Source organism: Pseudomonas sp. GW822-FHT05A08, from assembly GCF_058800485.1.
Genome location: NZ_CM179511.1, coordinates 5,534,807 through 5,550,661, shown reverse-complemented (window position 1 = coordinate 5,550,661; position 15,855 = coordinate 5,534,807). Strand labels below are relative to the sequence as shown.

Genomic DNA, 15,855 nt, shown 5'->3' with positions numbered 1-15,855 from the left:
GAAAGCCGTTCGAGAATGAAAAACAGTTGCCCGGCCGGATTGGCAACCTGAGGAGTAAGCACTAGAGTATGCGCGCGCAAAACGGGCTTGAGTCGTTCGCACATCGTTGTCGCGTTTATTACGAAGACACCGATGCCGGCGGCATCGTGTATTACGTTAATTACCTTAAGTTTATGGAACGGGCTCGAACCGAACGGCTACGAGATCTGGGCTTTGCCCAATCGCAGCTGGCAGGGGAGAACCTGTTGTTCGTCGTGCATTCCAGCGAAGCGCGCTACCACGCGCCGGCGCGACTGGACGACGAGCTTCTGGTAAGTGCAGAAGTCATCGAATTGAACCGGGCCAGCCTGCGCTTCAAACAGCAGGTCAGGCGAGCCACGGATAATGCACTGCTCTGCGAAGGGCAGTTTCTGGTGGCCTGTGTGCGCACCGACAATTTGAAACCCCGGGCCATTCCCGAAGCTCTACGTGCGGCCTTTGCCGACGTGAGCGGCGCGGGTACACACTCAGAGCAGGAGATAAAGCGTGGAAGCTAACGTCGTCGACCATTCCTCCATGTGGAGCCTGGTCAGCAATGCCAGCATCGTTGTGCAGTTGGTAATGCTGACCCTGGTAGCCGCATCGGTGACCTCATGGATCATGATCTTTCAGCGCAGCAACCTGCTGCGTGCCGGTCGACGCGCCCTGGAGAGCTTCGAAGAGCGCTTCTGGTCGGGTATCGACCTGTCCAAGCTGTACCGTCAGGCGGGCAGCAACCCGGACCCTGATTCGGGCGTGGAGCAGATCTTCCGTGCCGGCTTCAAGGAATTCTCGCGCCTGCGCCAGCAGTCGGGCGTTGATCCCGAGGCGGTCATGGAAGGTGTCGCGCGTGCCATGCGTGTCGCGATCTCCCGAGAAGAAGAGAAGCTCGAGCAGAGCCTGCCATTCCTCGCCACTGTCGGCTCGGTCAGCCCTTACATCGGTCTGTTCGGTACCGTCTGGGGGATCATGAACTCCTTCCGCGGCCTGGCCAGCGCCCAGCAGGCGACCCTGGCGACCGTTGCGCCGGGTATCGCCGAAGCCCTGATCGCCACCGCGATCGGCCTGTTTGCCGCGATCCCGGCCGTTATCGCCTACAACCGCTTTGCGGCCCGTGGCGAGACCCTGATCAGCCGTTACTACACCTTCGCCGACGAGTTCCAGGCGATCCTGCACCGTAAAGTGCACACCAGCGAAGAGTGAGCAGGTAAATCCCCATGGCCCGAGTTCGCCACAAACGCAAGCCGGTTGCCGAGATGAACGTGGTGCCCTACATCGACGTGATGTTGGTACTGCTGGTTATCTTCATGGTGACCGCGCCGATGCTCAATCAGGGCGTGAAAGTCGATCTGCCCAAGGTTTCCAGCGAAGCCTTGCCGCAGGACAACAACACCCAGGTCCTGACCATTTCGATCAAGGCTGACAAGACCTACTACTGGAACCTTGGCAGCGAAGTCGACACCGACAAGCAGATGGACAAGGCCATGACCTTGCCGCAGATGACCGACGCCGTGACCAAGATCATTCGCGCCGGCAATGAAGGCGGCAAGCATACCCAGGTGTTCATTCGCGGCGACAAGTCCGTCGACTACGGCGCCGTCATGGGCGCCATGGGCGGACTGCAGAAGGCCGGCGTCGGTAACGTTGGCTTGATTACCGAGGCGCCCTGATGCAGCAACAGCGAGAGCCGTCCGCCTCGGAAAGCTACTTCTGGCCTAGCGTGTGGGCAATTGCCCTGCACGTTCTGGTGTTCGGCATGCTGTTCGTCAGTTTTGCCATGACGCCGGAGTTGCCGCCGTCCAAGCCGATCGTCCAGGCGACCCTGTATCAGCTGAAATCGAAAAGTCAGGCGACCACCCAGACCAATCAGAAGATTGCGGGTGAGGCGAAGAAATCCGCCGCGCGCCAGACCGAAGTCGAGCAGATGGAGCAGAAAAAGGTCGAGCAGGAAGCGGTCAAGGCTGCGGAACAAAAGAAAGAAGAGGCTGCTCAAAAAGCCGAGGAAGCGAAAAAGGCCGACGAAGCCAAGAAAGCGGATGAGGCGAAGAAGGCTGATGAAGCCAAGAAAGCCGACGACGCGAAGAAGGCTGCGGAAGCGAAAAAGGCTGAAGAGAAACAATTGGCTGATATAGCCAAAAAGAAAGCCGAAGAAGAAGCCAAGAAAGCCGCCGAAGAAGAGGCCAAGAAAAAGGCCGCTGAAGAGGCGAAGAAAAAGATAGTCGAAGACGCGAAGAAGAAAGCCGCGGAAGACGCCAAGAAGAAAGCTGAAGCAGACGAGGCGAAGAAGAAGGTCGCCGAGGACGCGAAGAAGAAAGCCGCCGCCGACGCAGCCAAGAAAAAGGCTCAGGAAGCAGCGCGTAAATCCGCCGAAGATAAAAAGGCCCAGGCCCTGGCTGATTTGCTTTCCGACACGCCGCAGCGTCAGCAGGCCTTGGCGGACGAGCAGGGCGATGAAGTCGCGGGCAGTTTCGACGATCTGATTCGTGCTCGTGCGGCGGAAGGCTGGGCTCGTCCTCCTTCGGCGCGCAACAACATGACTGTCGTGCTGCAAATCGGCATGTTGCCGGATGGTACGGTGACTTCCGTGTCGGTGGCCAAGTCCAGCGGCGATGGTCCGTTCGATGCCTCGGCGGTAGCTGCGGTCAAGAACATTGGACGTTTGACAGAAATGCAGGGAATGAAGCCGAGCGATTTCGCTCCGTATCGTTCATTCAAGATGACATTCACACCTGAGGATCTAGCCTTGTGAGAAACCTTCTTCGAGGATTGCTTGTCGTTATTTGCTGTATGGCAGGGATAGCGACAGCGGATGAAAAGAACATTCTGGTCACCAGTGGCAGTGACCGGGCCACGCCAATCGCCGTAGTGCCATTCGGTTGGCAAGGGGGCAGCGTGCTGCCCGACGACATGGCGGAAATCATCGGCAACGACCTGCGCAATTCGGGTTACTACTCGCCGATTCCAAAGCAGAACATGATCAGCCTGCCGACCCAGGCCAGCGAAGTCATCTACCGTGACTGGAAGGCCCTGGGCGCCCAGTACATCATGGTCGGCAGCATTGTTCCGGCGGGCGGTCGCCTGCAGGTGCAATACGCCCTGTTCAACGTCGCCACCGAACAGCAAGTGCTGACCGGCAGCGTCTCGGGCAGCGTCGACCAGTTGCGCGACATGGCTCACTACATCTCCGACCAGTCGTTCGAAAAGCTCACCGGTATCAAGGGCGCCTTCTCGACCCGCATGCTGTACGTCACGGCAGAGCGTTTCTCCGAGAAGAACACGCGCTACACCCTGCAACGCTCCGACTATGACGGCGCGCGCGCGGTGACCCTGCTGCAATCCCGTGAGCCGATCCTGTCGCCGCGCTTCGCGCCGGACGGCAAGCGCATTGCCTATGTGTCGTTCGAACAGAAGCGCCCGCGCATCTTCGTTCAGCACATCGACACTGGCCGTCGCGAGCAGATCACCAACTTCGAAGGCCTGAACGGCGCGCCTGCCTGGTCGCCGGACGGCCAGCGCCTGGCGTTCGTGCTGTCCAAGGACGGCAACCCGGACATCTATGTGATGAACCTGGGTTCGCGTCAGATCTCGCGTGTGACTGCGGGGCCTGGCATCAACACCGAGCCGTTCTGGGGCAAGGATGGTTCGACCATCTACTTCACCTCGGACCGTGGTGGCAAGCCACAGATCTACAAGACCAGTGCTGGTGGTGGCGGTGCGGAACGGGTGACTTTCGTGGGCAACTACAACGCCAACCCGAAACTGTCCGCGGATGAAAAAACCCTGGTCATGATTCACCGGCAGGACGGCTTCACAAACTTCAAGGTAGCTGCTCAGGATTTGCAGCGTGGCAACGTAAAAATCCTTACCGACAGCACACTTGATGAGTCGCCTACTGTTGCGCCCAACGGCACCATGGTAATCTACGCCACCCGCCAGCAGGGCCGGGGAGTCTTGATGCTCGTGTCCATTAATGGACGCGTGAGGCTCCCGCTTCCTACCGCTCAAGGCGAAGTCAGAGAACCGTCCTGGTCCCCTTACCTGAACTGACGCGGCGCTTTACGTTTTACTTAACACACTGGGGTTCATTAGGAGTTTCACGATGGAAATGCTGAAGTTTGGTAAGTTTGCTGCGCTGGCTCTGGCCATGGCTGTAGCTGTAGGTTGCTCCTCCAAAGGCGGCGACAACGCTGGTGAAGGCGCTGTTGATCCAAACGCTGGTTACGGCGCTAACACCGGTGCAGTTGACGGCTCCCTGAGCGAAGAAGCTGCTCTGCGCGCAATCACCACCTTCTACTTCGAATACGACAGCTCGGACCTGAAGCCAGAAGCCATGCGCGCTCTGGACGTTCACGCCAAAGACCTGAAAGCAAACGGCGCTCGCGTTGTTCTGGAAGGCAACACCGACGAACGTGGTACTCGTGAGTACAACATGGCTCTGGGCGAGCGTCGTGCGAAAGCCGTTCAGCGCTACCTGGTGCTGCAAGGCGTTTCCCCAGCTCAGCTGGAACTGGTTTCCTACGGCGAAGAGCGTCCAGTTGCTACCGGCAACGACGAGCAGTCCTGGGCTCAAAACCGTCGCGTCGAACTGCGTAAGTAATTCGTCATGCGAACGTGCCGTCGTGCTCTAACTGTCTTGGCTCTCAGCCTCGCGCCGCTTTCGGCGTGGGCTGCGGTTCCTGTGGTCGATAACAACTCGGGCTATAACAATAGCGGAGGCAGTTATCCGCCAGCGGGTTATGGCACGAACGGCGCCTATGCCGGGGGAGGGGTTTCGACCCCTGTCTCGGCACAGGGCGAGCTGTTCCAGCAACTGCAGCAAATGCAGGATCAAATCGCACGGCAACAAGGTGTGATTGAAGTACTGCAAAACGATATTGCGCGTATGAAGCAGGAAAGCCTGGAGCGTTACCAGGATCTTGATCGACGCATTGGAGCGGGCGGTGCACCTGCCGCGACTCCTGATAATTCTTCTGCCGGTGGCGATGCCAGTGCCGCCGGTGCAGCTGCCGGGGCTGCCTCGCAAGCTCCAGCGGCAAGCAGTGAACCGGGCGATCCGGCGAAGGAAAAGCTGTATTACGAAGCAGCCTTCGACCTGATCAAGGCCAAGGATTTCGACAAGGCCAGCCAGGCTTTCGCCGCGTTCCTGCGTAAATACCCAAACAGCCAATACGCGGGTAATGCCCAGTACTGGTTGGGCGAAGTGAACCTGGCCAAAGGTGACCTGCAAGGTGCCGGCCAGGCATTTGCCAAGGTTTCCCAGCTGTATCCGAAGCATGCCAAGGTGCCAGATTCGCTGTATAAGCTGGCTGACGTAGAGCGCCGCCTGGGCCACACTGACAAGGTCAAGGGCATTCTGCAGCAGGTGGTGGCCCAATATCCGGGTACTTCCGCCGCCCAGCTGGCTCAGCGCGATCTGCAACGCATGTAATCGAGTTTGAGCTGTTTTGAAGAAACCCGCGCTTGTCGCGGGTTTTTTCGTTAGAATCCATGCCCTTTTTATGAAACACGCTTCCTGGGATTACCGTGTTTGCGGGATTCCTCGAGGTGCCTGACGGAGGCGGACAGCCTGTTTAGCTGTTACGCCCGTGGCGACTATGCAAGACACATTGAGAATTACCGAAGTTTTCTACTCGTTGCAGGGTGAAACTCGGACTGCCGGCCTGCCCACGGTATTTGTGCGCCTGACCGGTTGTCCGCTGCGTTGCCAATACTGCGACAGTGCCTACGCCTTCAGCGGTGGCAGCATCCGCACCCTCGAGAGCATTCTCGAGCAGGTCGCCGGTTTCCGCCCGCGTTACGTCTGTGTGACCGGTGGCGAGCCTCTGGCGCAGCCTAATGCCATTCCCTTGCTCAAGCAGCTGTGTGACGCCGGTTACGAAGTCTCGCTGGAAACCAGCGGAGCCCTGGATATTTCCGCGGTCGATCCGCGTGTCAGTCGAGTGCTCGACCTGAAGACGCCGGGGTCGCAGGAAGCTCAGCGCAATCGTTACGAAAACATCGAACTGCTGACGCCGAACGATCAGGTCAAGTTTGTCATCTGTTCCCGTGAGGACTATGACTGGGCGGTTTCCAAGCTGATCCAGTATGGTCTGGAACGGCGGGCGGGCGAGGTGCTGTTCTCGCCGAGCCATCACGACCTGAATGCGCGCGATCTGGCGGACTGGATCGTTGCGGACAACCTGCCGGTGCGCCTGCAATTGCAGCTGCATAAATACCTTTGGAATGACGAGCCGGGGCGCTGATATGAATGAACAAGTTGCCACTGAAAAGCGGGCGGTAATCCTGCTGTCCGGCGGTCTGGACTCGGCCACCGTAGTGGCCATGGCCCGCGCCGAAGGGTATCGCTGCTACACCATGAGCTTCGATTACGGCCAGCGTCATCGCGCCGAGTTGCAGGCGGCTGAACGTGTCGCTCACGACCTGGGAGTGGTGGAGCACAAGGTGATCGGCCTCAACCTCAACGGTATCGGCGGCTCCGCGCTGACCGACAGCTCCATCGATGTGCCCGAGGCCCCGAGCGAAGGGATCCCCGTCACCTACGTACCGGCACGTAACACCGTGTTCCTGTCCCTGGCACTGGGCTGGGCGGAAGTGCTGGGCGCGCGGGACATCTTTATTGGCGTCAACGCCGTGGACTATTCGGGGTATCCGGATTGCCGTCCGGAGTTTGTCGAGGCCTTCGAACGCATGGCCAACCTGGCGACCAAGGCCGGGGTAGAGGGGCAGGGGTTCCGTATCCAGGCACCGCTGCAGAACCTGAGCAAGGCCGATATCGTCAAGGCGGGCGTCAAGCTCGGGGTTGATTACGGCCTGACCGTGTCCTGCTACCAGGCCGATGATCAAGGGCGTGCTTGCGGCAAGTGCGACAGCTGCCGTCTGCGCGCGGAAGGGTTTGCTGCGGCCGGTGTCAGCGACCCAACACCTTATTTTTGATTTTTTTCATATTGGGTGTTGAATTCTTTTTATAAATCAGTATTATACGCGCCACCACACAGCGGGTCGTTAGCTCAGTTGGTAGAGCAGTTGGCTTTTAACCAATTGGTCGTAGGTTCGAATCCCACACGACCCACCATTTTCTAGCAGTATTTAAAATCCGAAAGGCCCACGAAAGTGAGGATTTTCGGGTTTTTTTTTGCCTGCAGAAAATGTAATGGCGCACTGGATTGGCCTGTTCACCGACCTTCGATACGCAGCGGCAGGCTGTCGATCACCTGTGACAGCGTTTGCTCCAGTTCCGCCTCTTCTTTTTTTACCCGTTCCGGGATTCTTCGGCGTTGTCGGTATTCGCTGGGGCTGGCGCCCGCGAATTGCTTGAAGGCGCGGGCAAAGTAGGACGGGTCCTTGAAGCCGACTTCATAGCCGATGCTGGTGATGGGCATCTGGCTGTTGTCGAGCAGATTCTTGGCGCAATCCATGCGTTTGCTCAGGATGTAGTCCATGAATCCCAGGCCATGGACCTCCTTGAACAGCCGGCTGAAGCGAAACGTGGTCATGCCGCAACGCTTAGCCAGCTCTTTCTGGTCGATGCTTTCACGAAAATTCTGCTCGATGTACAGCAGCACATCGCTGAGTGCCTGATGTTTCTGGTGCTCTACGGTTAGCCGGATGCTGTCCGGCAGGGACGGGCCGTGTTCGATCTGCAGCGTCTTGTTGTCGGGGCCGCTGCTGTGGCGCAGTTCGTAGAGCTGCTTCAGCGCATGCAGGAAGCGCCGGATCTCGGCACTCGAGAGAGGGAGCACCATGTATTCCCAGACACGCGAGCGCATGGCCCAGACGGCGAGTTCTTCGGAGTGTTGCACCGTGAACATGGCGATGGGAATGGAGGGAATCTTGTGTTTGATCTCCAGCAACAGATTGAGCCCCGGCATGTCCGGGCGGTCATAGTGCATGCAGATCATGTCCGGTAGAGGATGGGTGTCCTTTTCGGGCAGGGACGCATCTGTCGACACCCGGCAATCGCAGGTTGGGCGAAACAGCGCGATCAGTTCTTCAGAGGACCGGTCGCGGGTGAGGTCGAACCATAAAAGAGAGGGTTTTTGGGCCGACTCAGGTTTCATTTCCTTATTCCTTCCTGGTGTCTCGCTGTCACTTCCTGGGCTGTCAGTATCGCCACTGGGCTTTGCGGGCAAAGGATCAAGTTCTGATAACGCTTCATAAATTTTCTTGATTACCTTCTATGTCTGACAGCGAGATAAGAGTCACAGGCAGCTCCTTGCTGTTGCGATCGCCTTTTCTTGCACCACCGGCCATGGCTGAATCAATTTAGTTTTATATGAGAACAGTTCCTTTTCTGAAAAAAAAACTCCCTCTGCCAGGTTTAGTTTCATTGGTGTTCTTTGCTGTCTTGCCAAGCATTGCAAAAAAGTCCTAGAAACCGGCAATAAACTCCTAACTCTTTCTGTTAGCCCCTGACTAGGATTCAGTCAGGCGGCACAAATACTGATCGCCTTAAAGCAACTTTTCTTATATATGAGGTGAACAAAATGAATCTGCAAACAATCAAAACCTCGGTGCTGGCATTCATCAAGGACGAAGAGGGTCTGACCATCGTGGAATACGCCGTGGCCGGTGGTCTGATTACGCTGGGCGCCGTTGCCGCGTTCGTGACCCTGGGCGGCAACGTGGCCACCGCCATCACCAGTCTGGGTTGCGCTGTTCAGGGCGTGGTGTGCTAACGACAGCCGTTGTGCCGAGTCTTCAGTCCTGGGCGGGAGCTGCTTGTTGCTCGTACGCGGCCAGACTTTTTGGGTCTGGCTGCGAAGAGCGGTTTCCCTCGGGCTGAGGCCGTACCTGTGGTGCATGTGTGTTTCCGCCGTTGTTCTGTCTGCGCTCGTCTGGACAGGATGGAGCCTTCTCAATCGGTATGTGCAGTCAGCGCACAGTAGATGACGGATGGCTCCAGTCCTGGTCTCGAGCGAGTTCAAATTGTCAAAGTGACCTTTGGCCGAGCACGGCTCCATCGCTCTACCGCAGCCTGCAAATTCTCTTTCCAGCTTCAGGAGTATCGTCGCTGTATTGCTCGCGTGAAGATCAAATCCTGATATGGAAGCCTCGGTTTACTTCGTTTCGCACTATGGTTGGGGTGCAGCGAATATGGCCGGGGCTTTTGTCTTTGTCGGCCAGTGCTCAGGCCGGTCTTTCATCGACGGCAAGACTGTTTCAAGGCGACTCTTCAATTATTCCTTCCTTAGATAAGCCATTTGTTCCTTGTGTTGTTTCTGGTGCTTTTTTGCATCTTTCAACAACAGCAATAAAGTCCTAACGATCAGCAAAAAACTCCTAACCCTTCCAATGCTTCCCTGACTAATGTTCAACCAGGCAGTACGACAGTGCTGCTCTTAAACAAAAACACTTGAGTGAGGTGGGAAAATGAATCTGCAATCGATCAAGACTTCGATCATCAAGTTCGCCAAAGACGAAGACGGCCTGACCATTGTGGAATATGCGGTGGCCGGCGGCCTGATCACTTTGGGCGCTGTTGCTGCATTTATCACCTTGGGCGGCAACGTGGCCACGGCCATCACCAGCCTGGGATGTGCTGTTCAGGGTGTCGTCTGCTAATACGCCAACTTCCACCGAGGGCTGCAGTCATGGGCAAAGAGCAATTATTCGTTGTTGCATTGATGCTGGGACTGCTGGGGATTGCGGTGGTGAGCGATCTTCGTCGCCACCGTATTCCCAACCTCTTGGTGCTGGTGGGGCTGGGGCTGGGGATTGCCGGCCAGGTCTATTCCTCAGGCGTCATCGGGTTTGGTTATGGACTGCTGGGCATGTTGATCGGTTTTGCCGTTTTTCTTCCCCTGTACGCCTTTGGCGGGATGGCAGCCGGCGACGTCAAGCTCATGGCCATGGTTGGCACTTTTCTCACTCCGCAGCACGCCCTCTGGGCTGCATTTTTCAGCCTGATCGCCGGCGGCGCGTGCGGGGTACTGATTGTGTTGGTACGTGGTCAAGTTCAACAGACCATGGGGCGCTACTGGCAGATTTTGAGAGCCAGGGCCTATTTTTCGCCGGCGGACGATGAAGTGGCCGGCAAACCCTTTCCCTATTCGGTTGCGATCCTGCTCGGCACATTGGCCAGCTTTTACCTCTGGTTGCCCCTTGGCCAGTAGCTCAGGAGAACATTATGTACGCCATCAGTAACAGCCGTCCGACCGGCAATGACCGGGAAGCAGTGCAGCGACTGGCTCCACAGCCACGCACGATCCTCGAGACCGGGCTGGCCGACAATTTCCTGGGAGACCTGGTCTGCAAGCATTTGCACGATGCGGGTGTACTGGACATGCCTCGACTGGTAGAGCGCCTGGCGCTGACGGGGGCGGTGGTTGAAGAAGTCCTGACCTTCCTGCGTCAGGATCACCGGGTCGAGATCCTTGGCCAAGCCGGTGGCCAGGGCTTGCGCTACGGGCTGACCGAGCGCGGCCGCAATGCTGCCCGCGATGCCTTGTCGCGCAGTGGTTATATCGGCGCGGCGCCCTTTCCGGTGAGCGCCTATCGCTCGCTGCTCAAGGTACAGACCATTCACCATGGCCGTATCAGCGCCCGGGACATGCAGGCTTCCTTCGGCTCCATGGTGCTGGCGCAGAACATGCTCGATCAGTTGGGCGTGGCCCTGAATTCCGGGCGCGCCATCATGATTTACGGGCCGGCGGGGACGGGCAAGACCTATGTCAGCAGTCGCTTGATCCGGCTGTTTTCCGAGTCCGTCTGGGTGCCCCATGCGATTGCGATCAACGATGCGGTGATCGAGATCTATGACCCCCAGGTACACCGGCGCCTGGATGTCGGCGATCCGCAAAACAGCCTGATGCTCAATGAGGGGATCGACCGCCGGCTCCTGTGCTGTGAACGGCCGATCGTCATCACCGGCGGCGAGCTGACCATGGAACAGCTGGATATCCGCTACGACCCCTTCACTCGCCAGTACCAGGCACCGTTGCAGCTCAAGGCCAGCAATGGCCTGTTCGTCATCGACGACATGGGGCGCCAGCGCATGGCGCCCGCGGAATTGCTCAATCGCTGGATCGTACCGATGGAGGAGAAACGCGACTTCCTCAACCTCGGCGGCGGGCGGCACTGCGAGTTGCCGTTCGACCTGATCCTGGTGTTTTCCACCAACCTGAACCCGTTGGAACTGGCCGACGAGGCGTTCCTGCGGCGGATTGGCTACAAGCTGCAGTTCGGCTACCTCAAGCCCGAGGAGTACGAACGTATCTGGATTCAAGAGACAGAGCGCCTGAACATCCAATACGACCCGCTGCTGTTGCGCTACGTCCTGGATGAACTCTATGGCGCTGAAAACATGCCGCTGGTGCCTTGTCACCCACGGGATCTCTTGAGCATGGCGCTCGATCGCCAGCGTTATCTGGGCGCCAGCGGCCCCCTGTCAACCCTGGAACTGGAGTGGGCATGGCACAGCTACTTCGTCCAGCTCGACTTTCTTTGAGTAAGGAGATTTCGACATGAGTTCTCGTACTTTCACTCTGGTGACCCTGTCCGTGGTTCTGGGCCTGGGCGCGGCATGGATGGCCAACACCTGGCTCAATGCACGGCTCAACGCCACCCCCGACGATAACCAGCAGAACGTGGTGGTGGCGACTGTGGAAATCGCTTTCGGGCAAATGGTCGAGCCACAGCAGGTCGCGCTGGTCCGTATGCCCAAGGAAACGGTGCCCGAGGATGCTTTCGATGCGACCGAGAAGGTGGTGGGCAAGATCGCCACCTTCTCCATGCTGCGCGGCGACATCCTGCGCGGTGCGCGTCTGGCCGAACACCTGGGCGGCAGCACCCTGGCGTCGCTGATCGAGCCCACCAAGCGCGCGATCTCGGTCCGGGTGGACGACGTGGTCGGCGTGGGTGGCTTCCTGTTGCCGGGCAACCGGGTCGATGTGCTGGCTACCCGGCAGACCGGCAATACCGGCGATGCCGAATCCAAGACCATCCTGGAAGACTTGCGGGTGCTGGCGGTGGACCAGACGGCCAGTACCGACAAGACCCAACCGGTGGTCGTGCGCGCCGTGACCCTGGAAATGACCCCCCAGCAGGCCGAGGAACTGGTCAAGGGGATGGCGGCCGGCAAGCTGCAACTGGCCCTGCGCAATCCGCTGGACAACCAGAAGCAACCGGCGATGGTCGAGCCGGTCGCCATGATCCAGGAAGTGCCTGCCCCGCCAGTGGTTCGGCCGATTGTCCGGCGTCGTCCCAGCGGCGATAGCGGGATCACGGTGATCCGCGGGATCGAGGTCAACGTTGTGAAGTCCCAGCTGTAAATGATCGGGTACGACATAGACGAACAATGAGGGCTTGATGATGAGTGCGCGTATCCAACAGCCATTGAGTGCATTTCCACGGCAGCAGCGCGGCGCAATGCTTGTACTGGTGGTGATTGCCCTGGCCGCGATGCTGCTAATGGGGGCCCTGGCGTTGGATGGCGGCCATATGCTGGTGAACAAGTCCCGCCTGCAAAATGCAGTGGATGCCGCGGCGCTGAGCGGTGCCAAGACCCTCAGTACGGTAATGGGTACCACGGGAGCCGCCAGCCTGGCGCAGAACGCTGCGCTCAATACCCTGACCCTGAATGCCAATGCCAGCGGCAATCAGGAGCTGGCCACCGCCATCGCCAACAATGTCGGCGGCTTTGCCACGGTGGAGTTGGCGTCCACTGTCTATGGGCCTTTCTCTTTCCCGGGGCCGGCCAATGCGAGTTACGTGCGGGTGACGGTCACCAACTATTCCCTGGCCGGATTCTTCTGGGGCGTCTTTCAGACCCTGGGCAATGGGGTCGGTAACAAGTTCGTGAGTGCGGTCGCTACCGCCGGGCCCAGCCCCGCCAGCCCTTGCGACCTCACACCGCTGATGGTGTGCGGCGACCCGACGAAAAACAACCCGTCCACCGGGATGTTCTGGGGGTTCCAGTTCGGCGATCCGCAGGTGCTGAAAACCGCCGCAGGCAACAGCTCGCCGATTGGCCCCGGCAACTTCCAATTGCTCGATTTCGGCTCCGGCGGCAGCACGGTCAGGCAGGGCTTGGCTGGCGGTATCAGCCAGTGCAACAGCGTCGGTTCGAATGTCCAGACCAAGCCGGGGAATACCGTGGGGCCTGCCTCGCAGGGCCTCAATACACGCTTCAACCAGTATTCCGGCGGTCTCAAGGCTGCGGACTATCCACCGGACCTGGTGATCACCACCAACCCCAAGTCGTTCACTTACGACGATGCGCTCGCACAGATTCAGTACAACAATCAGGCGGTTACCTCCAGCAGCGGCAATTTGTCCGCGGGTGGCAGCGCCTTGTACGACTACAACAACTGGGTGCAGGACTCCGCCAACTGCGTTGCCGGTAGCGGTGGTGGCTGCCAGAGCGGTGGGTCGTTCGAGCGGCGGATCATCAAGATCGTGATCGGTGACTGTTCGGGCAAGAACGACGGGGCGTCCTCGATACCGGTGTTGGGTTTCGGCTGCTACTTCGTCCTGCAACCGGCGTCGCAAAAGGGCAATGAGTCGCAGATATTCGGTCAGTTCGAGAGTGTGTGCGAAGGCGACAACGTGCCGGGTCCCAACCCGGCCAATACCACCGGGCCGCAGATCATCCAGCTGTACAAGACCTATATCGACAACAGCCAGACGCCAAGTACCGATTCTTAGGAGGCTTTATGGGACGCAGAGGATTCAGGTCGCCGCGCAACCAGGGCGGCTTGGCGATGGTGGAGCTGGTATTGACGTTGCCGCTGCTGCTGTTGCTGATGCTGACCTTCGCCGAGTTCGGCCGCATGTTGTTCCAGTACAACAGCCTGATGCAGGCCAGTCGCGATGCCGGGCGTTATGTCGCTGACAAGGCGTGGAACGCCACCCTCGGCAAGCTCGACCTGAGCGGCACGCTGCAGACCCAGGCCAAGAACGTCGCTGTCTATGGCGTGCCCGCCAACCCCAATGGCTACCCGGCGGTGGTGTCGGGGCTGACGCCGGCGAATGTCACGGTCACCACGGTGGGAGCCCAGCATGTCCAGGTCAGCATTACCTACACCTATGTGCCGGTGATCGGCAGTGCCTTGCCCGCCTTGTATGGCAGCAACGTGCCGCTGGGCCTGGCCTTGACTTCCACTGTCGTCATGAGGGCCTTGTGATGAACGTCAAAGGTATGCGTGGGCTGTACACCGTCGAGTTCGCGATCACCAGCCTGGTGCTGTTCACCGTGCTGTTCGGTGTGCTGGAAATGGGCCGGCTGTACTTCACGGTCAATGCCCTGAATGAAACCGTGCGCCGCGGTGCGCGTCTGGCGGCAGTGTGCGATATCCAAGATCCGGTGATCCTGCGTCGGGCGATGTTCAACGCTTCCACCGACGGCGGCCCGAGCAGCCTGCTCAATAACCTGACGGCTGCCAACCTGAACCTGGTTTATCTGGACGCCAACGGCGCGGTCGTCACCAGCCCCAACGATCTGAGCGGTACCGGCGGCTTTGTCGCCATTCGTTATGTCCAGCTACAGGTATTCAATTTCAGTTTCAATCTGCTGATTCCTGGGTTCAACGGGGTGTTTGTCTTACCGGTATTCAGGTCGACCGTGCCACGTGAAAGCCTCGGTCGGCAGCCCCAGGCAGCAGTCACACCGGAGATCACGCCATGTTGAGTACCCGAGAAGCGCCCGTCGCTGCCGCTACTGAAAAGCAAGGCAAACGCCTGCTGATCAGTGGGCGCGACGTGACCACCTTGAATCATCTGAAAGCGTTGAGCCAAGGGTTGCCGAACTTGCAGGTAACCACTCGCCTGGTGAGCAACGGTCATACCGATCCGCTGTATGGGCTGGAGCAGATGCCCGACTTCCTGCTGTTGCGCGTCAGCCATCTGTGGCGCGAAGAGCTGGCGGCCTTGTTGCAGCATCCGCTCAAGGAGCGCCCACCGCTATTGGTCTGCGGCCCGCTGGATGAGCGCGAGGGCATGCGCCTGGCGATGCAGGCCGGCGCCCGGGACTTTCTCCCCGAGCCGGTAGCGGCAGAAGAGTTGCAGGCGGCCATCGGCCGTATGCTCATGGAGGCCAATGCGGAGCAGGGGACCGGTGGCAAGCTGATTGCGGTGATGAACGCCAAAGGCGGTTCGGGAGCCTCGATGCTGGCTTGCAACCTGGCGCATCAGCTCTCCATCCGCGGTGGCAGGACCCTGCTGCTGGACCTGGACCTGCAGTTCGGCAGCGTGGCGCATTGCCTGGATGTGGTGCCTACCCACAGCCATGTGGATGTACTGAAGCAGATCGAGTCCCTGGACAGCATCGCCTTGCGTGGCTATTGCAACCACTTCAGCCCGACCCTGCATGTGCTGGGCGGGCGTACCGGGGAGCTGTGCCTGACGCAGGATGTGCATCTGGACCAGCTGGAAAAACTGTTGCGCCTGGCCCGTGGGACCTACGACTGGGTCGTGGTGGATCTGCCACGACAGATCGATCACCTCACCGGCGTCACGCTCGAACAGGCCGATCGCATCTACGTCGTGCTGCAGCAGAGCCTGAGCCACCTGAAGGACGGTACCCGCCTGACCCGCATCCTGCGCGACGACCTGAATGTGCAGAGCAACCGGATACAGGTGGTGGTCAACCGCTACAACAAGGCCTCGCCAGTGAGCCTCAAGGATATTGCCGATGCCCTGCGCTGCACGACCCTGCAAGCCGTGCCCAATGACTATGCGGTGGTCAGCGAGAGTCAGAACACCGGTGTGCCGCTCGAGCTGCATGCGCCACGTTCGGGGGTGACCCTGGCCCTGCGCGAGGTGACCCAGAACCTGATCGGAATCGAGGTCGCCGAGAAGAGTTTGTTCAAACGTACCTTCAATCGTCTGTTCGGAGGCTAG

The 15,855-nt window shown here is 59.0% G+C and carries 20 protein-coding genes and 1 tRNA gene; 19 read left to right on the top strand and 2 right to left on the bottom strand.

The window, feature by feature from the left end; all coding sequences use genetic code 11:
- The first annotated feature begins 68 nt into the window (after window positions 1–68).
- From ybgC to AC3RCP_RS24865, 10 genes are all read left to right on the top strand, one after another.
- On the top strand, window positions 69–536 hold the full coding sequence (gene ybgC / locus AC3RCP_RS24910) for a tol-pal system-associated acyl-CoA thioesterase (RefSeq protein WP_025805902.1): 468 nt from the start codon (window positions 69–71) through the stop codon (window positions 534–536).
- Window positions 526–1,221 (top strand): protein TolQ, encoded by a 696-nt coding sequence (gene tolQ / locus AC3RCP_RS24905; RefSeq protein ID WP_007931111.1) that lies wholly within the window; start codon window positions 526–528, stop codon window positions 1,219–1,221. Before ybgC ends, tolQ begins: the two co-directional genes overlap by 11 nt.
- Before the next feature lie 14 nt (window positions 1,222–1,235).
- Entirely contained in the window at window positions 1,236–1,688 is a 453-nt protein-coding gene (tolR, locus tag AC3RCP_RS24900) for a protein TolR (protein WP_007931110.1), read from the top strand.
- Entirely contained in the window at window positions 1,688–2,767 is a 1,080-nt protein-coding gene (gene tolA / locus AC3RCP_RS24895; RefSeq protein WP_007931108.1) for a cell envelope integrity protein TolA, read from the top strand. The genes tolR and tolA overlap by 1 nt, the downstream gene beginning before the upstream one ends.
- 38 nt (window positions 2,768–2,805) lie before the next feature.
- Window positions 2,806–4,065 (top strand): Tol-Pal system beta propeller repeat protein TolB, encoded by a 1,260-nt coding sequence (tolB, locus tag AC3RCP_RS24890; protein WP_007931107.1) that lies wholly within the window; start codon window positions 2,806–2,808, stop codon window positions 4,063–4,065.
- Window positions 4,066–4,117: 52 nt separating this feature from the next.
- A complete protein-coding gene (gene pal, locus AC3RCP_RS24885) occupies window positions 4,118–4,615 on the top strand; it encodes a peptidoglycan-associated lipoprotein Pal (RefSeq protein ID WP_003178634.1) in 498 nt (165 codons plus the stop codon).
- Window positions 4,616–4,621: 6 nt separating this feature from the next.
- Window positions 4,622–5,446, top strand: a complete 825-nt coding sequence (gene ybgF / locus AC3RCP_RS24880) for a tol-pal system protein YbgF (protein ID WP_038576387.1) — start codon at window positions 4,622–4,624, stop codon at window positions 5,444–5,446.
- A gap of 166 nt (window positions 5,447–5,612) precedes the next feature.
- Window positions 5,613–6,260, top strand: a complete 648-nt coding sequence (gene queE, locus AC3RCP_RS24875; protein ID WP_007931105.1) for a 7-carboxy-7-deazaguanine synthase QueE — start codon at window positions 5,613–5,615, stop codon at window positions 6,258–6,260.
- Window position 6,261: 1 nt separating this feature from the next.
- A complete protein-coding gene (queC, locus tag AC3RCP_RS24870) occupies window positions 6,262–6,951 on the top strand; it encodes a 7-cyano-7-deazaguanine synthase QueC (protein WP_492570804.1) in 690 nt (229 codons plus the stop codon).
- A 63-nt stretch (window positions 6,952–7,014) separates the two neighbouring features.
- Window positions 7,015–7,090, top strand: a tRNA-Lys gene (locus tag AC3RCP_RS24865).
- Between the two features lie 100 nt (window positions 7,091–7,190).
- Here the strand turns inward: AC3RCP_RS24865 and AC3RCP_RS24860 are convergent.
- Window positions 7,191–8,075 carry a helix-turn-helix domain-containing protein gene (locus tag AC3RCP_RS24860; protein ID WP_101338891.1) on the bottom strand — a complete coding sequence of 295 codons (885 nt, stop codon included), beginning with the start codon at window positions 8,073–8,075 and terminating at the stop codon, window positions 7,191–7,193.
- Window positions 8,076–8,216: 141 nt separating this feature from the next.
- Window positions 8,217–8,345: a hypothetical protein gene (locus tag AC3RCP_RS24855; protein WP_492570805.1), complete on the bottom strand. Its 129-nt coding sequence runs from the start codon at window positions 8,343–8,345 to the stop codon at window positions 8,217–8,219.
- 156 nt (window positions 8,346–8,501) lie between these two features.
- On the opposite strand from AC3RCP_RS24855, the gene AC3RCP_RS24850 reads away from it, so the two are divergent.
- From AC3RCP_RS24850 to AC3RCP_RS24810, 9 genes are all read left to right on the top strand, one after another.
- A complete protein-coding gene (locus AC3RCP_RS24850; protein WP_009045270.1) occupies window positions 8,502–8,693 on the top strand; it encodes a Flp family type IVb pilin in 192 nt (63 codons plus the stop codon).
- Window positions 8,694–9,387: 694 nt separating this feature from the next.
- Complete coding sequence (locus tag AC3RCP_RS24845) at window positions 9,388–9,579, top strand: Flp family type IVb pilin (protein WP_009045269.1); 192 nt, start codon at window positions 9,388–9,390, stop codon at window positions 9,577–9,579.
- A gap of 29 nt (window positions 9,580–9,608) precedes the next feature.
- Complete coding sequence (locus AC3RCP_RS24840; RefSeq protein ID WP_101338890.1) at window positions 9,609–10,130, top strand: A24 family peptidase; 522 nt, start codon at window positions 9,609–9,611, stop codon at window positions 10,128–10,130.
- A gap of 14 nt (window positions 10,131–10,144) precedes the next feature.
- Window positions 10,145–11,464: a DUF8689 domain-containing protein gene (locus tag AC3RCP_RS24835; RefSeq protein WP_101338889.1), complete on the top strand. Its 1,320-nt coding sequence runs from the start codon at window positions 10,145–10,147 to the stop codon at window positions 11,462–11,464.
- A 16-nt stretch (window positions 11,465–11,480) separates the two neighbouring features.
- Complete coding sequence (gene cpaB / locus AC3RCP_RS24830) at window positions 11,481–12,287, top strand: Flp pilus assembly protein CpaB (protein WP_009045266.1); 807 nt, start codon at window positions 11,481–11,483, stop codon at window positions 12,285–12,287.
- 37 nt (window positions 12,288–12,324) lie between these two features.
- Complete coding sequence (locus AC3RCP_RS24825) at window positions 12,325–13,662, top strand: TadE/TadG family type IV pilus assembly protein (protein ID WP_101338888.1); 1,338 nt, start codon at window positions 12,325–12,327, stop codon at window positions 13,660–13,662.
- Between the two features lie 8 nt (window positions 13,663–13,670).
- On the top strand, window positions 13,671–14,141 hold the full coding sequence (locus AC3RCP_RS24820) for a TadE/TadG family type IV pilus assembly protein (protein WP_101338887.1): 471 nt from the start codon (window positions 13,671–13,673) through the stop codon (window positions 14,139–14,141).
- Window positions 14,141–14,644 (top strand): TadE/TadG family type IV pilus assembly protein, encoded by a 504-nt coding sequence (locus tag AC3RCP_RS24815; RefSeq protein WP_492570806.1) that lies wholly within the window; start codon window positions 14,141–14,143, stop codon window positions 14,642–14,644. Before AC3RCP_RS24820 ends, AC3RCP_RS24815 begins: the two co-directional genes overlap by 1 nt.
- Window positions 14,638–15,855, top strand: coding sequence for an AAA family ATPase (locus AC3RCP_RS24810; RefSeq protein WP_101338886.1), 1,218 nt, complete (start codon window positions 14,638–14,640; stop codon window positions 15,853–15,855). The genes AC3RCP_RS24815 and AC3RCP_RS24810 overlap by 7 nt, the downstream gene beginning before the upstream one ends.

Bases quoted from the DNA above. Each gene is read 5' to 3' on its own strand.
- ybgC (WP_025805902.1), top strand. From the start codon at position 69: ATGCGCGCGCAAAACGGGCTTGAGTCGTTCGCACATCGTTGTCGCGTT.
- tolR (WP_007931110.1), top strand. From the start codon at position 1,236: ATGGCCCGAGTTCGCCACAAACGCAAGCCGGTTGCCGAGATGAACGTG.
- tolA (WP_007931108.1), top strand. From the start codon at position 1,688: ATGCAGCAACAGCGAGAGCCGTCCGCCTCGGAAAGCTACTTCTGGCCT.
- tolB (WP_007931107.1), top strand. From the start codon at position 2,806: ATGGCAGGGATAGCGACAGCGGATGAAAAGAACATTCTGGTCACCAGT.
- pal (WP_003178634.1), top strand. From the start codon at position 4,118: ATGGAAATGCTGAAGTTTGGTAAGTTTGCTGCGCTGGCTCTGGCCATG.
- ybgF (WP_038576387.1), top strand. From the start codon at position 4,622: ATGCGAACGTGCCGTCGTGCTCTAACTGTCTTGGCTCTCAGCCTCGCG.
- queE (WP_007931105.1), top strand. From the start codon at position 5,613: ATGCAAGACACATTGAGAATTACCGAAGTTTTCTACTCGTTGCAGGGT.
- queC (WP_492570804.1), top strand. From the start codon at position 6,262: ATGAATGAACAAGTTGCCACTGAAAAGCGGGCGGTAATCCTGCTGTCC.
- AC3RCP_RS24860 (WP_101338891.1), bottom strand. From the start codon at position 8,075: ATGAAACCTGAGTCGGCCCAAAAACCCTCTCTTTTATGGTTCGACCTC.
- AC3RCP_RS24855 (WP_492570805.1), bottom strand. From the start codon at position 8,345: ATGAAACTAAACCTGGCAGAGGGAGTTTTTTTTTCAGAAAAGGAACTG.
- AC3RCP_RS24850 (WP_009045270.1), top strand. From the start codon at position 8,502: ATGAATCTGCAAACAATCAAAACCTCGGTGCTGGCATTCATCAAGGAC.
- AC3RCP_RS24845 (WP_009045269.1), top strand. From the start codon at position 9,388: ATGAATCTGCAATCGATCAAGACTTCGATCATCAAGTTCGCCAAAGAC.
- AC3RCP_RS24840 (WP_101338890.1), top strand. From the start codon at position 9,609: ATGGGCAAAGAGCAATTATTCGTTGTTGCATTGATGCTGGGACTGCTG.
- AC3RCP_RS24835 (WP_101338889.1), top strand. From the start codon at position 10,145: ATGTACGCCATCAGTAACAGCCGTCCGACCGGCAATGACCGGGAAGCA.
- cpaB (WP_009045266.1), top strand. From the start codon at position 11,481: ATGAGTTCTCGTACTTTCACTCTGGTGACCCTGTCCGTGGTTCTGGGC.
- AC3RCP_RS24825 (WP_101338888.1), top strand. From the start codon at position 12,325: ATGATGAGTGCGCGTATCCAACAGCCATTGAGTGCATTTCCACGGCAG.
- AC3RCP_RS24820 (WP_101338887.1), top strand. From the start codon at position 13,671: ATGGGACGCAGAGGATTCAGGTCGCCGCGCAACCAGGGCGGCTTGGCG.
- AC3RCP_RS24815 (WP_492570806.1), top strand. From the start codon at position 14,141: ATGAACGTCAAAGGTATGCGTGGGCTGTACACCGTCGAGTTCGCGATC.
- AC3RCP_RS24810 (WP_101338886.1), top strand. From the start codon at position 14,638: ATGTTGAGTACCCGAGAAGCGCCCGTCGCTGCCGCTACTGAAAAGCAA.